This window comes from Ruegeria sp. HKCCD7296 (genome assembly GCF_013110775.1).
Lineage (GTDB): Bacteria > Pseudomonadota > Alphaproteobacteria > Rhodobacterales > Rhodobacteraceae > Ruegeria.
In genome coordinates this window covers 119,112-132,502 of the sequence record NZ_WVRF01000001.1, presented here as the reverse complement: position 1 = coordinate 132,502, position 13,391 = coordinate 119,112, and the positions used below count along the sequence as shown (strand labels likewise).

14 protein-coding genes are annotated in these 13,391 nt (G+C 58.4%); 6 read left to right on the top strand and 8 right to left on the bottom strand.

All coding sequences use genetic code 11. The features are described 5' to 3' along the window. Positions 1–45 precede the first annotated feature (45 nt). Positions 46–1,182, bottom strand: coding sequence for an alkane 1-monooxygenase (locus GS632_RS00635; RefSeq protein WP_171721968.1), 1,137 nt, complete (start codon positions 1,180–1,182; stop codon positions 46–48). A gap of 61 nt (positions 1,183–1,243) precedes the next feature. Further along, positions 1,244–2,299 carry an A/G-specific adenine glycosylase gene (gene mutY / locus GS632_RS00630; RefSeq protein WP_171721967.1) on the bottom strand — a complete coding sequence of 352 codons (1,056 nt, stop codon included), beginning with the start codon at positions 2,297–2,299 and terminating at the stop codon, positions 1,244–1,246. Between the two features lie 81 nt (positions 2,300–2,380). Here mutY and GS632_RS00625 point away from each other — a divergent pair, with 81 nt between their 5' ends. Then, positions 2,381–2,887: a DUF721 domain-containing protein gene (locus tag GS632_RS00625; RefSeq protein ID WP_171188610.1), complete on the top strand. Its 507-nt coding sequence runs from the start codon at positions 2,381–2,383 to the stop codon at positions 2,885–2,887. Positions 2,888–2,900: 13 nt separating this feature from the next. Beyond that, a complete protein-coding gene (locus GS632_RS00620; protein ID WP_171238698.1) occupies positions 2,901–3,563 on the top strand; it encodes a DsbA family protein in 663 nt (220 codons plus the stop codon). Positions 3,564–3,600: 37 nt separating this feature from the next. Here GS632_RS00620 and lpxK read toward each other — a convergent pair whose 3' ends face one another. The 5 genes from lpxK to GS632_RS00595 form a co-directional block, all read right to left on the bottom strand. Next, positions 3,601–4,602 carry a tetraacyldisaccharide 4'-kinase gene (gene lpxK, locus GS632_RS00615; RefSeq protein WP_171721966.1) on the bottom strand — a complete coding sequence of 334 codons (1,002 nt, stop codon included), beginning with the start codon at positions 4,600–4,602 and terminating at the stop codon, positions 3,601–3,603. Then, positions 4,589–5,827 (bottom strand): 3-deoxy-D-manno-octulosonic acid transferase, encoded by a 1,239-nt coding sequence (locus GS632_RS00610; protein WP_171620083.1) that lies wholly within the window; start codon positions 5,825–5,827, stop codon positions 4,589–4,591. Before GS632_RS00610 ends, lpxK begins: the two co-directional genes overlap by 14 nt. Beyond that, the gene (locus GS632_RS00605; RefSeq protein ID WP_171236090.1) at positions 5,824–6,624 is read right to left on the bottom strand and encodes a 3'(2'),5'-bisphosphate nucleotidase CysQ; all 801 of its coding nucleotides are present in this window, start codon (positions 6,622–6,624) and stop codon (positions 5,824–5,826) included. The genes GS632_RS00610 and GS632_RS00605 overlap by 4 nt, the downstream gene beginning before the upstream one ends. Continuing rightward, positions 6,611–7,957 (bottom strand): TldD/PmbA family protein, encoded by a 1,347-nt coding sequence (locus GS632_RS00600; protein ID WP_171721965.1) that lies wholly within the window; start codon positions 7,955–7,957, stop codon positions 6,611–6,613. The genes GS632_RS00605 and GS632_RS00600 overlap by 14 nt, the downstream gene beginning before the upstream one ends. Before the next feature lie 164 nt (positions 7,958–8,121). Next, entirely contained in the window at positions 8,122–9,636 is a 1,515-nt protein-coding gene (locus tag GS632_RS00595; protein WP_171620077.1) for a DUF2125 domain-containing protein, read from the bottom strand. 142 nt (positions 9,637–9,778) lie between these two features. Between GS632_RS00595 and GS632_RS00590 the strand changes: the two genes are divergently transcribed. Genes GS632_RS00590 through GS632_RS00580 form a run of 3 tightly spaced genes read left to right on the top strand, consistent with a single transcriptional unit; the run spans position 9,779 to position 11,861 of the window. After that, entirely contained in the window at positions 9,779–10,522 is a 744-nt protein-coding gene (locus GS632_RS00590) for an SDR family oxidoreductase (protein WP_171236087.1), read from the top strand. Then, complete coding sequence (locus GS632_RS00585; protein WP_171620075.1) at positions 10,519–11,127, top strand: enoyl-CoA hydratase/isomerase family protein; 609 nt, start codon at positions 10,519–10,521, stop codon at positions 11,125–11,127. The genes GS632_RS00590 and GS632_RS00585 overlap by 4 nt, the downstream gene beginning before the upstream one ends. Beyond that, positions 11,124–11,861, top strand: coding sequence for a VOC family protein (locus GS632_RS00580; RefSeq protein WP_171721964.1), 738 nt, complete (start codon positions 11,124–11,126; stop codon positions 11,859–11,861). The genes GS632_RS00585 and GS632_RS00580 overlap by 4 nt, the downstream gene beginning before the upstream one ends. Here the strand turns inward: GS632_RS00580 and GS632_RS00575 are convergent, their stop codons facing one another. Continuing rightward, positions 11,862–12,158, bottom strand: coding sequence for an HNH endonuclease (locus GS632_RS00575; protein ID WP_171180292.1), 297 nt, complete (start codon positions 12,156–12,158; stop codon positions 11,862–11,864). It lies immediately after the preceding gene. Positions 12,159–12,206: 48 nt separating this feature from the next. On the opposite strand from GS632_RS00575, the gene GS632_RS00570 reads away from it, so the two are divergent. Continuing rightward, positions 12,207–13,391, top strand: a complete 1,185-nt coding sequence (locus GS632_RS00570) for a TIGR03862 family flavoprotein (RefSeq protein ID WP_171721963.1) — start codon at positions 12,207–12,209, stop codon at positions 13,389–13,391.

The following is a 13,391-nucleotide window of genomic DNA, read 5'->3' as shown; positions in this document are numbered from 1 at the left end:
CCGTGCTGACAGTTGGGCCAGACAGCGCGCAGACGCGCGCTGCGGTCACGCTTTGGGCATCTGGTTCAAAGCCTTGTTATAAGGGTGCCAATCCGTAATTTCGGGATAGTAGTGACGTCTCCATTCCCGAACACGCGGATTCATCACCCGCCGCCAAAGCGGAGGGATCATCGCTGCAACGGTCATCACTGGATAGCCATACGGCAATTGTGGGGCTGAGTCCGGTCTGTGATGTTGCAACAGCGGAAACCGACGGTTGGGTTTGTAGTGATGGTCGGAATGGCGCTGCAGATTGATCAGCAGCCAGTTTGACGCCTTATGCGCCGCATTCCAGGAATGACACGGCAAGACATGTTCGTACCGACCGTCGCCCAGATATTTTCGTGTCAGGCCGTAGTGTTCGACGTAGTTGACCAGCTCAAGCTGCCAGATCGCGACACCGGCTTGCAGCAGAAACAGGGCCAAACCAGCCCACCCTCCGATCAGCGCAGCCAGCGCCAGCATCGCGCCTTGCAGGGCCCAGTATCGCCAAAACGGGTTGGAACGATCCGTCCATGGCCGGTCTTTGCGGGCCAGCTTGTCGCGTTCGGCGTTGAAGGCTGACATCAGACATTGCCATAGAACGCGGGGATAAAAGCGGTGGAACCCTTCATTGTAACGGGCTGTCACCGGATCGCGTGGTGTGCCCACGTAACGGTGATGGACCAGCAGATGTTCGGACCGGAAATGAGAATACAGTACCATGGCCAAAAGGATATCCCCCAGCCATCGCTCGCCCCGACTTTTCTGGTGCATAAGCTCGTGACTGTAGTTGATCCCGATTGTACCGGACAGGACGCCCATACCGAAAAACAGGCCAATCTTTGCGGGCGTCGACAGATGGTTGGTGTGGGTTGCATACCAGATCAAACCAAACAGCGTCAGGAATTGAAGCGGCACCCAAAGCTTGGTCAGCAGGATGTACCAGCGCAACACATCATCAGATGTCTCCGGATCGGCGTTTTGCTCGTTCAGGCCGGTGATCCGGTCCAGAACCGCAAAAGCCCACCACGTTGAAAGTGGGATCAACAGGACCCACCAGCTTCCGGCAATTGCGGTGAACCAGATCAACGGGATCAACAGCAGGGACACCCAGAAAGGGGAGGCGGATTGCCAGCGGGACAATGTGCCTGTTGCGATCATTTTTTCTGCTCCGACGTTATGGGCCTAGCCTATCCGCGACCCGGCGGATTGCACAGCGGTCTTAACGTTCTCTCCACAGATCGTAGGCTTTGCGCATCACTGTCGGCAGGTCGCTGGGTTTGAAACTGTGCTTGTCTAGCATGGTTAGGTGTTCGGGCACGAATTGATCCTCTAGATCGACAGTCCAAACTCTGAGAATCAAATGGAAATGCGTAAAGGTATGGCGCACTTCTGCGGGCAGGATCGTCCACTTTGCCGGGAACGGGGCGCGTTCGGTTGGGGCATCGTTCCACTCTGATCCGGGCCAGCCTAGCATTCCGCCCAGCAGCCCCTTGTCCGGTCTGCGTTCCAGCACCATGGCCCCGTCTGCCTTGCGCGCAATATAGACGTGGCCATAGCGGGTGGGCTTGGGTTTTTTAGGTGTCTTTCGGGGCAAGTCGATCATGGTACCCGCGATGCGGCCCTGGCAGGGGTCACGCAACGGACATATGCCGCAGGCCGGAGATTTCGGCGTGCAGATCGTGGCCCCCAGATCCATAACCGCCTGAGCATAGTCACCGGGTCGCGTAGTCGGTGTCAGGGCCTCGGCTTTTTCTTTCAGCAAAGGTTTAGACCCTGGCAAAGGATCGTGGATGTCATAAAACCGGGCCATGACCCGTTCGACATTGCCATCTAGCACTGTTTCGGGCTGATCAAATGCAATGGCCGAGATCGCAGCGGCGGTATAAGGGCCAATGCCGGGAAGTTTCAGCAGCGCATCATGGGAATCAGGAAACTGGCCATCGTGGTCTTGCGCCACAGCTCGGGCGCATTTCAACAAGTTGCGGGCGCGGGCATAATATCCAAGCCCAGCCCATTCCCCCATCACCTGTTCATCCGGCGCAGCGGCCAGCGCGTGAACTGTTGGCCAGCGGGTTGTGAAACGCAGGAAATAGTCCCGCACTGCCGCCACGGTGGTTTGTTGCAACATCACTTCGGATAGCCAGACCCGATAGGGGTCAGGGCGCACCCCGACCGCCCGATCAGCAGGGCTGACGCGCCATGGCATGTCGCGCGCGTGGCGGTCATACCACTCCAAAAGCGGGGTGCTGACGATGAATTCAGGGGAGTCACGCAAGTTTTATTCATCTCCTTGTCGGGTTTCGCTGGCACCCGATGGTCTGCCTATTACAATAGCGGTGTAGGAGTGGGAAACCAGATGCAACGCAGACGTTCCTCGACCCGCGGGTTCAAACGCACCGCGTCCTTGCTGAATGATCAGATCCGGCGCGCCGGTGAAAGCCGTGGCTTTGCCGTGTCGCGGTTGTTGACCCATTGGGCCGAGATTGTAGGTCAGGACACCGCTGCCATCGCGCGCCCGGTCAATGTGGGCTATGGCAAGGGCGGCTTTGGTGCGACCCTGACCGTGCTGACCACCGGCCCGCAGGCACCGATGCTGGAAATGCAGAAGGAACAACTGCGCGGTAAGGTCAACGCGGTTTACGGATACAACGCCATCAGCCGCATCCGCATCACCCAGACTGCTCCGACCGGTTTTGCCGAGGGGCAGGCCAGTTTCGACCACAAGCCGAAGCAGGCAAAACCCCAGATTGCTCCAGACGTTGCCGCCGAAGCCGACAAAGTGTCACGCGACGTGAATGATGAAGATTTGCGCGCAGCCCTTGAACGTCTCGCTTGCAACGTTTTATCCAAACAGAAACGCTGAGAAAGGGCCGAGAATGAGCCGTATTGCAACCGTAATCTGTGCGGCCGTCGCCGTAGCCGCTGGAGGCTATTGGCTGTCGCTGTCAAATTCCAATTCGTCCAACCTGTTGGTGAGCACTGCTGAGGCGCAGGAGGCTGAGATTGATACCTCGACCGTTATCGAAATGGTGCAGGGTGCCGAAGACGCACCGGTCGAGATCATCGAATATGCTTCTTTCACCTGCCCGCATTGTGCGAGTTTTCATCAGGGCGCGTACAAGCAGCTCAAGAAAGACTTTATCGATACCGGAAAGGTCAAGTTTACCTATCGTGAGGTTTATTTTGACCGCTACGGTCTGTGGGCGTCGATGGTCGCACGCTGCGCCGGACCCGAAAAGTTCTTTGGCCTCACCGACGTGATCTACGAGAAGCAGTCCGAGTGGACACGCGCGGGCGGTCCGGCTGAGATCGTTGACGAGCTGCGCAAGATCGGCCGTTTGGCCGGGATCGACGGCGATCAGCTGGAAGCATGTCTACAAGACGGCACCAAGGCGCGTACACTGGCCGCGTGGTACCAGGAAAACGCTGAGCGTGACGGCATTCAAGCCACCCCGTCCTTCATCGTGAATGGCAAAAAGGTCGACAATCAATCCTACGCGGATTTCAAAAAGCTGATCGAAGCCGAGCTTGGCAGCTGATCTTTTGCCGGTCGGCTCCCGATGGGGTCGGCCGGATCTACTTAGGTGACGGGGCCGTGGTCAACAGCATCTCTTTGACCTTTTCGCCTTCTGGTATCTGAAGCCGGACCGGCAGCGTGATCACCTTAGTTCGGAAAGCAGGTGGCAGGCGCACGGCGTCTTTTTCTGTGGTCACCATCTGAGCACCCAGAGCGCGTGCGTCGTTTTCCAGCCGGGTCATCAGGGCCTGGGTTAGGGGCTGGTGATCGTCCAATGCTTCGGCCCGTATCAAATCGGCACCCATACGGCGCAGAGTTTGAAAGAACTTTTCCGGGTGTCCGATACCGGCAAAGGCCAGCGCCCGGGTTCCTGTCCAGTCCATACCGGTTTGCAGCGGTTCGATTGCCCCGGTGACATGAGGCACCGTCAGGTGGTCTTGCCATTGTTCGGCAAAGGTCTTTTGTGCGGTCTCGTCGCCAAGCGACAAAACCAGATCGGCGCGTTTCAGGCCTACATCCACGGGTTCGCGCAAGGGACCGGCGGGCAGACACAAGCCGTTTCCAAACCCGCGCTGCGCGTCGACGACGATAACCGAGAAATCCTTGCTGACCGAAGGGTTTTGGAACCCGTCATCCAGAACAATCACGGTCGCGCCTGCAGCCGCAGCCGCACGTGCGCCTGCAGCCCGGTCCTTGGCCACCCAAACCTCGCCGAACATTGCCAGCAGCAGCGGCTCATCTCCGACCTCGGCGGCTGTGTGTTTGGCCGGATCGACCTGCACCGGGCCTTCCAAAGACCCCCCGTGCCCACGCGTGACGACATGCGGCTCGTGCCATGCGTTTCTCAGTTGTTCGAGCGTCCAAATCACCGTGGGAGTCTTACCGGTACCACCTGCATTTAGGTTGCCGATACAGATCACTGGTACCCCGGGCTGCGCACCAGTTTGCGAGGCGATCCGGCGGGCTGTTGCTGCCGCATAGAGGTGACCGAGCGGCGCCAGAAGGCGCGCCCTCAGATCCCGTTGCTCAGGGGAAGTGTTCCAGAAATCAGGTGCCCGCACGTTCTGCACTCCGCTGATCCAGAATATCCTGCACCATGTCGATCAGGGCGTCCGCCTGGGGTGCGCCTTCGGTTATCATCTGCCATCCCGCCAGCGCCATCCCGGCCGCAAGATCCGGTGCCAAAAGTTCGATAAGTGCATCCCCCAATTCGGTCGCTGTCTTGACCTGTTTCGCAGCGCCCGCCCGCTGCAGCTGAGAATACAACGCGTCATGGCGGTGCACAAAGGGTCCGTGAATGATGGCTGATCCCAATGCAATAGACTCGGACGGATCACGCCCACCGGCGCCACGTTCCAGAGAGCTGGCCATAAAGGTCACAGCGGATACACGGCACCAAAGGCCCAGGTTTTCTGGGTCAGCGGTCAGGATCACTTGGGTGCTGTCTTCGATTTCGTCGCCGTCGTCCCAATTGACGCAACGCAAATCCATGGTCTCAAGCCGCCGCTTTAGCGGCCCTGCTTCCGTTTCGTCAGCGACATGCAGAACCAGAACAAGACGGTGCAGCATCCGAAGCACCTGCCGATGGGCCGTTAGAACCGAAATGAATTCTTTGTCTTGTACCCAAGCCGCCAGCCAAACCGGACGCCCTGCAAGGGTGTGGTTGGTTTCAATCAACTCGTCTTCGGGCCAGGGTCGCGGGTTTGGGCTGATACGCAGGGGTGGAGCCTCGTGGACCTTGGACGATTGAACACCAAGTCTGCGTATATGGCGTGCAGTCTCTGGCGATGCCGTCATGATTTCTTGAAAACAGTCAAAGGTTGCCCGGGTGATGTCCGGCAACCAACGTGCACTTCGCGGCAAGGAGACGCTGAATTCGGCATCGAATAATATCAGCGGGATGTCCTGATCACTTGCTCTGATTAAAATGTTGGGCTTCAGATCACCGCCGACCCAAAGACCCATTGTCGGATGCCAATGCTCCAGGAAACCACGCACAGCCCCGCTTTGGTCCTGAGGCAGGTTGGTCAGATGGAAATCGCAACCTGGCCAACTGTCCAGATCTGCGTCCGGTGGACCGGTCAGGACAAAGCTCAGTTCGGATCGAACCTGAAGCAAGCGTTGGCAAAAGTCGCTCACAGCGCGCAAGTGACCCGGCGTGGCGACTTGAATCCAGAGCAACTCACCTTCAGGACGAGGTAGGTCGATGCGCTGACCGACGGTGTTGCGCATTCCCCAGGACAGAACCCTGTAGGCCGCCAAGCTCAGGGATCCCGGCTTGCTCATGCCCCAATCCCGGGTCCGCTCGGATCCAGCCGCTTTGAAAGCTCTTCATGCAGCGCCGCGTTCGCTGCGATTACTCCGTTCAGCCGAGGAGTGGCGTTGTTGAACACCAAAGATTGCCCAGCCCGGTCGGTACACACACCACCGGCCTCTTGGATAATCAGATCACCGGCGGCAATGTCCCATTCCCAGCTTGGGCGCAAAGTCAGCATCGCGTCAAACCGCCCCTGTCCAACCAGAGCCATGCGATAGGCCAGAGACGGGCGATATGCGCGCCCGAAGTCAGGCACATGCCCGTCGCGCCAGTGCCGTGTATCGAGAGTCGGCTTAGCTGCCAGAACTTCCGATTGCTGCAAGTCGACATAGGCCGAGGTTTTGATTTCCTCACCATTCAGCGTTGCCCCCATTCCCCGGGCGGCAGCATAAAGCAAATTCCGCATCGGCAAATAGATGACAGCGGCCGTCACTTTGCCTTCATCGGCGACGGCGATCGAATGCGCCCATGTGCGCGCACCCTCGGCAAAGCTGCGCGTGCCGTCAATCGGATCGATGATGAAGGCGTTGCGGCGCTCCAGCCGCTCGGACGTGTCCTCGGACTCCTCGCTCAACCAGCCATACCCCGGTCGTGCGGCACGCAGCCGATCCCCAAGCATTGCGTTCACGGCCAAATCGGCCTCGGTCACTGGACCGGCGCCATCGGGTTTATCCCAGCGCTGCGCTTGCGTCCCGGAATATCGTGTGGCGATCTTGCCGGCCTCGAGTGCTGCGTCAATGAGCAGGGACAGGTCAGTTGCCGGCAAGTGTCATTCCTTCGATCAGCAACGAGGGGACCACGCGTGACAGATATGGACGGGCGTCATTCGCCGGAATAATCCGTCGTAACATGTCCCGCAAATTACCTGCGATAGTGCATTCATTGACCGGATGTTTGATCTCGCCGTTTTCCACCCAGAACCCAGAAGCCCCGCGTGAATAGTCACCGGTGTTGGGGTTGATCGTCGACCCGATCATGGATGTGACCAGCAAGCCGGTACCCATATCACGCACCAGATCAGCGCGGCTTTTGTCGCCCTGCGTCAGGCTGAGGTTCCAGTTGCTGGGAGAAGGCGGGCCGGACACGCCACGCGCAGCGTTGCCTGTTGACACCATGTCCAGCTTGCGCGCGCTGGATAGATCCAGCGTCCACCCGGTGAGGACACCGTTTTCAACAATTGCCCTGCGTTGTGTCGGCAAACCCTCGGCATCAAAAGGGCGAGAGCCCGAGATGCGCGGGCGGTGCGGGTCTTCGATCAGCGACAAATGCGCGGGCAGAACCTCTTGCCCCAAGCAATCCTTGAGCCAAGACGCGCCGCGTGCGATCGCTGCACCATTGCTGGCAGCCAATAGATGGCCGATCAGTGAAGACGAGATGCGTTCATCAAACAACACAGGGAAACTGCCGGTTTCAGGCTTGCGCGCGCCCACCTGCTGCACGGCGCGTTCACCTGCGGTGCGCCCGATCTCAACCGCGCTGCGCAGGTCGGATTGAAACGTCCGACTGTCGCCGTCATATTCCCGTTCCATCCCGGTGCCTTCGCCCGAGATCGCAACGCAAGACACTGACCGGCTGCTGCGCTCATAGCCGCCGGAAAAGCCGTTTGTGGCGGCCAGATGCACGCGGTGGGTTCCATAGCTTGCGGCCGCATCTGAGACCTGAGTGACACCTGAGACAGCCAATGCCGCAGCTTCGGCTGCCAGTGCATCCTGCATCAGGGTTTCGGAGGATGGGGCCGGGGTCGGGTCAATGAGTTCCAGTGACTGCGTATCCCAGTTGCTCAGAAGCTGGTCGCGATCAGCCAATCCAGAATACGGGTCTTCGGGGGCTTCTTTGGCCATGGCAACGGCGCGTTCCGCCATAGCGTGCAGGGTTTCCGGGCGGCTGTCGGAACTGGATACGATGGCAGACCGTTTACCCAGAAAGACCCGCAACCCCAAATCCGTGCCTTCCGAGCGTTCCGCGTGTTCCAGCGCGCCGCCCCGCACCTCGACCGCAACCGAGGAGCCGTCAAGCACGATGGCATCCGCCGCCTCTGCGCCTGCTTTGCGGGCCACATCAAGCAATTGCTGGCTGATTTCTTCTGGTGTGCGGGTCATAAGGCCTCCGGGTTTATTTCCAAGGACCTAGCCTTGGACTGCCCGTCTCGCAAGACCCGTGACCGGATTGTGTGATGGGGATTTCGACAGACCCACCCCGGTTCAGAGATTTGGGCGAGGAACGGTGGAAAGAGGGCCGCAAGATACGCGGCCCTTTTCAAACATTATTTGATACGCTGGCCATTCGCTAGGATCTGACCATCTTCGGTGAATTCGATGGTCGAATTCAGTGTGTCCGGTTCTTCGCCCGGAACTGCCATCAGGCCCATCATCATCCGAGCACCCAAGGCGTCATTGTCTGAAATTATACCCATGCCGATCAGGGTGTCGATCAACTGGTTGGCACCAACAAGTTCCAGGTTCGCAACGCCGCTTGGGCTGGGCAAGCCATCGAATTCTTCGGTGTTCGAGTTGTCGAACGCAAAGTCGCCGTCACCTGTCAGTTTCGTACCGACCAGAGACACCAGCAGTTCATTGATTTTCAGAGAATGCAGCTCACCCGGAGCTTCCTCGGACTCGAGGTCAATTTCCGGGTCGAAGATGTTCATCAGAACCTTTGCCGTGCCGGTGGCATCCAGCGCGATTGTCGCGGGATCACGCGGAAGTGCGCCTGCAGGATCGAATATACCCCACAGTACGTCCGACATCGTGAAATCGGTCAGATTAAACCCCAGACCAAACGGCTGAACTTCGTCCGACTGCTGAACCGGGAACTCAAAGTTAAGCCCGGCATTGGCCATTGAGATTTCAATCGGGAAGGGCAGGTCTGCTGTAGTCACTGCCAGCGTCGTGCTGTTTTGGTCGATGTCATAGACCAGCTTTTCGGCATCGATGGTGGCTGCAAAGCGCCCACCTTCCGAAGTACTGTTCATCGAAAATGCCTGGCCTTCGCTGGTTCCACTCAGATCCGTGTTGCCCGACGCGTAGGTAAAAACTCCGTCGAACGCAAAACCGGCTTCGTAAAAGGACTGCGGATCCGAAAGATCAATGTCTTTCGGAAACACGTTTTCGCCTTCAAATGCCAATTGGTCCAACTGCCCATTGATCAATCCGGTTTCACCGCTTTCAGGGTCCTGAAAGTTCATGTTGTAGGTCAGGCTGGCTGCATTGAATGTCTGTGTGAGATCGCGGTTTTCGCCGATCTGCATCCGCGAGCTGCCGTTCAGATCATTCGCCGCGACCGCCAGGTCAAAGACGTCATCCGGAACCGTTTCGCCGTCAACCGCGATCGAGTCCAGTGAAATACTAAGCATATCGGCATTGTAGTCATAGGTCATGTCTTCGGGGGCGCCCGATACGACCATGTTCAATTGGCTATGAGAATAGGTCACCGTAGCTGCAAAGTCGCCTTCTTCGGCCTGACCCGTGATTTTCATGGGAAAGTTCTCGGGTATGCCGACCGACACAGTCCCGTCGCCGTTTTCGGTCAGCGTCATTTCGGGCATGACCATTTGGAATTGCCCTTCCTCTTCGGGCAGTGCCATTGAAAGCGTCATGTTCGAAATCGTGGTCACACCGTCCGCCGAGCTTTCGTCGCCCGTGATGGTATAGCCCATCGAGGTAAAATAGCCTTGCCAGTTGGACCAGACATCATCAGCCGTCAGGTCGGCAAGCGCGCCCTGAGTGGCAACGGCATAAGCCAAAGCTGCACCGCAGCTGCGGCGGAGAAAAACGGACATAAGGTAACCCTTCTTGATCAATTTGTGGCGCATGGTCGGGTTTGTGACGGGTATCGTCAAGGGGGGGCAAGGGCTGGACCCTTTCCCCGTTTCCGGGCTACGGCTGTAGCCGAAAGCAATTGCAGCGCGTGAGGAGGGGCAGATGCAGGGTAAAACGGTTCTTATTACAGGGGCCAGCCGGGGAATCGGGGCTGAAGCAGGGCGCGTTTTTGCCGCAGCCGGGGCCAATGTGGCTTTGGTGGCGCGCAGCCACGACCAGATCGATGCTTTGGCAGCCGCTTTGGGCGATCAGGCCATCGCTTTGGCGTGTGATGTCAGCGACTTTGCGCAGGTCGAGCAGGCCGTGGCCACCTGTGTCGACCGCTTCGGTGGCTTGGATGTTCTGATCGGAAACGCCGGTGTGATCGATCCGATCTTTCATCTCTCGAACGCCGATACTGAGGCATGGAGCAAGGCCATCGACATCAACCTCAAGGGTGTCTTTTATGGAATGCGCGCCGCGCTGCCGATCATGCGGGCCGCTGGCGGGGGAAGCATTCTGACCATCTCGTCCGGGGCCGCATCAAACCCGGTTGAGGCATGGAGCCATTATTGCGCGTCCAAGGCCGGGGCCAAAATGCTAACGGAATGTCTGCATCTGGAAGAGGCCCATAACGGTATTCGCGCCATGGGCCTGTCACCGGGGACGGTGGCCACGGATATGCAGCGGTCGATCAAGGCCAGCGGCATCAATCCGGTTAGTCAACTGGATTGGGATGTGCACATTCCCGCAGACTGGCCCGCGCGGGCGCTGCTCTGGATGTGTTCCGATGATGCGAATGAGTTTTTAGGCACCGAAATCTCGCTGCGGTTGGAGGATATTCGCAAACGGGTTGGGCTGATATGATCAATTTGATCAAAGAGGATGGCCTGTGGACAGTCACAATCAATAACCCGGGCAAGGCCAACGCTCTGACCGGAGGCATGCTTACCGAACTGGCCGAGATTGCTGAGGCCGCGACCGAGGCGAAGGCGTTGATCCTGACAGGGGCGGGCAAGGTGTTCAGTGCCGGTGCCGATCTTGACGAAGCGCGCGCCGGTCTGGCCACGTCGGATGTCTGGGAACGTCTGTCTGGCGCCATTGCTGCACTGCCCTGCCTGACTGTTGCTGCACTGAACGGAACTCTGGCTGGCGGGGCCAACGGTATGGCCTTGGCCTGCGATTTGCGTATCGCGGTGCCCTCGGCCAAGTTCTTCTATCCGGTGATGAAGCTGGGGTTTCTGCCGCAACCTTCCGACCCCAAGCGGTTGGCGGCTTTGGTGGGACCGGCACGTACCAAGCTTATTCTGATGGCGGGCCAGAAAATCAGCGCACAAGAGGCATATGATTTTGGTTTGGTGGACCGGATTGTCGAACTTGATCACCTGATGCAGACCGCGCGCGATCTGGTGGCCGATAGCGTCAACGCCGACCCGAAGATTGCCGCCGGAATCGCAAGGTTGTGTTCATGAGGCTGTCGGCCCTGCGCCTGCGGGTCGCTGATCCGCTCAATTTGGCGGCCTTTTATCGCGACATTTTGGGTATGTTTGTCAGGGAAGAAGGGGCTAACGTTCGTGTAGGTTATGCGGGCGAGGATGCAGATCTTCTGTTGCTGCCCGGCGGCGGTGGATACACCCATGACCGAGGCCAGCGTTATTGGAAGATCGGCATAACCGTACCGGATGTTGATCTTGCGGCGACCCATCTGCGCGCGCGGGATGTCCCGGTAAGCGATCCGAACCAGTTCCTGGATATCGGCTACATGTGTCATCTGACCGACCCCGAAGGATTTGTCATCGAGCTGTTGCAACAGGATTTCGAAGGCAACCGGCCTCCGTACGCCGCTGATCCCGATGCGCCGTTCGCGCAGGCGCGGATCGGTCAGATCACGTTGCGGACCGGGGATATCGCAGCTGAAGACACGTTTTGGCGCGGGCAAGGTATGTCATTGTTGTCCATGCAAGAGGTTGCTCCTTACGGCTTTGATCTGCATTTCTATGCCTTCACGCAGGAAACGCCTCCAAATCCCGATCTGTGGTCGGTTGAAAACCGGGAATGGCTTTGGAAACGGCCCTATACAACGCTGGAATTTCAGCACGTTGCGGGGGCTCAGTTCGCGCCTGTACCAGATTATCAGGGCATTGAAATCGAAGGCGTGCCTGAACCTCTGAACGACGCCTTTGGTGATCCGATCCTGCCGGGTTGATCACCGTCCGCGCCGTTTGCCTGGAACCTTTGACCGAAAGCCGGGTGGGCGTTTGCGAACCCAGTTCAGGAACTTTTCAAGCCTTGGATGCGCGCGCAGGGCTTCGACCGTGTTGTAATTGCGCGCCAGTTCGGCCTCGGTCAGTGTGGCATGGACCTCCTTATGGCAGATCTGATGCAAAAGAACGGTTGGCCCGCCCTTGCCTCCTTTGAGTTTTGGGATCAGATGATGCAGGCTGCCGCCTCCGTCGGGGATCGGGCGGTCGCAAAGCGGGCAGATCGGATCGCTGTTCGTCATGATGGTTAGAAACTTGCGCCTGAAAGTGGCGAAGGCAAGAGGATGTGAATGGCGCAGGCAGTGGTAATCGGAGCAGGCCCCGCCGGTTTGATGGCCGCCGAACAACTGGCCGCTGCAGGGCATTCCGTGCTGGTGGCCGAGGCTAAACCGTCAGTCGCGCGTAAGTTCCTGATGGCTGGAAAATCTGGACTGAACCTGACCAAGGAAGAGCCGTTCGATACCTTGATCCGCGCATACGGCGAGGCTGCGGATTGGTTGACTCCGATGGTTTCCGCTTTCGATTCCGATGCGGTTCAACACTGGGCGCGCGATCTGGGTCAGCCGTTGTTTACAGGCTCAACAGGCCGGGTTTTTCCCGAGGTTATGAAAGCCTCCCCCCTATTGCGCGCCTGGCTGGCCCGGTTAGGAAACGCAAAAGTAGAGGTCAATACCCGCTGGCGCTGGACAGGCTGGGAGGGTGAGGCGCTGAAGTTCGACACCCCCGACGGGGTGCGCAGCGTTTCGACTGATGTCACCGTACTGGCGCTGGGTGGGGCAAGTTGGGCGCGCCTTGGCTCGGACGGTCAGTGGACAGAAGCTCTTGCAAGTAGAGGTGTGGCTCTGGCTCCATTCGAGCCAGCAAATTCTGCTCTTTCCTTAGATTGGAGCGATCATATGCGACCACACTTTGGGGCCGCGTTGAAATCGGTCCGCTGGATGGCAGGCGATTCTGAAAGTCGAGGCGAAGCCGCAATTTCTGCAAAGGGGCTGGAGGGCAGCGGGCTGTATTCGCTCACCCCAGCCTTGCGTGTCGGGCAGTCGTTGTTTGTGGATTTGGTGCCCGATCTGGATCACAAAACCCTGCAGGCGCGCTATGCCGCGAAACGGTCGAAAGTTACTCTGTCTCAGTGGTTTAGAAAGTCACTGAACCTGTCGCCTCAAAAAGCCGCAATTTTCCATGAGATGATGAAACGCAGCGGCACAGCTCAACCAGATCAGTTTGCAGTGTTAAAGAAACTGCCCATCCTGTACGCCGGTCTGCGCCCGATGGATGAAGCAATCTCGACGGCAGGGGGCGTTAAAAGCGCGTCGTTGGATGGCGGCCTGATGCTGACCGCGTTGCCGGGTGTGTTCTGTGCCGGAGAGATGTTGGATTGGGAGGCCCCGACAGGGGGTTATTTGCTGACAGCCTGTCTGGCTACCGGACGGTGGGCTGGTCTGGCAGCCGCAGATTGGCTGGAAAAGACCCGGTAG

Excerpts from the sequence above, each read along its gene's own strand:
- GS632_RS00635 (WP_171721968.1), bottom strand. The coding sequence starts at position 1,182 with ATGATCGCAACAGGCACATTGTCCCGCTGGCAATCCGCCTCCCCTTTC.
- GS632_RS00625 (WP_171188610.1), top strand. The coding sequence starts at position 2,381 with ATGCAACGCAGACGTTCCTCGACCCGCGGGTTCAAACGCACCGCGTCC.
- GS632_RS00620 (WP_171238698.1), top strand. The coding sequence starts at position 2,901 with ATGAGCCGTATTGCAACCGTAATCTGTGCGGCCGTCGCCGTAGCCGCT.
- GS632_RS00610 (WP_171620083.1), bottom strand. The coding sequence starts at position 5,827 with ATGAGCAAGCCGGGATCCCTGAGCTTGGCGGCCTACAGGGTTCTGTCC.
- GS632_RS00600 (WP_171721965.1), bottom strand. The coding sequence starts at position 7,957 with ATGACCCGCACACCAGAAGAAATCAGCCAGCAATTGCTTGATGTGGCC.
- GS632_RS00595 (WP_171620077.1), bottom strand. The coding sequence starts at position 9,636 with ATGTCCGTTTTTCTCCGCCGCAGCTGCGGTGCAGCTTTGGCTTATGCC.
- GS632_RS00590 (WP_171236087.1), top strand. The coding sequence starts at position 9,779 with ATGCAGGGTAAAACGGTTCTTATTACAGGGGCCAGCCGGGGAATCGGG.
- GS632_RS00585 (WP_171620075.1), top strand. The coding sequence starts at position 10,519 with ATGATCAATTTGATCAAAGAGGATGGCCTGTGGACAGTCACAATCAAT.
- GS632_RS00580 (WP_171721964.1), top strand. The coding sequence starts at position 11,124 with ATGAGGCTGTCGGCCCTGCGCCTGCGGGTCGCTGATCCGCTCAATTTG.
- GS632_RS00575 (WP_171180292.1), bottom strand. The coding sequence starts at position 12,158 with ATGACGAACAGCGATCCGATCTGCCCGCTTTGCGACCGCCCGATCCCC.
- GS632_RS00570 (WP_171721963.1), top strand. The coding sequence starts at position 12,207 with ATGGCGCAGGCAGTGGTAATCGGAGCAGGCCCCGCCGGTTTGATGGCC.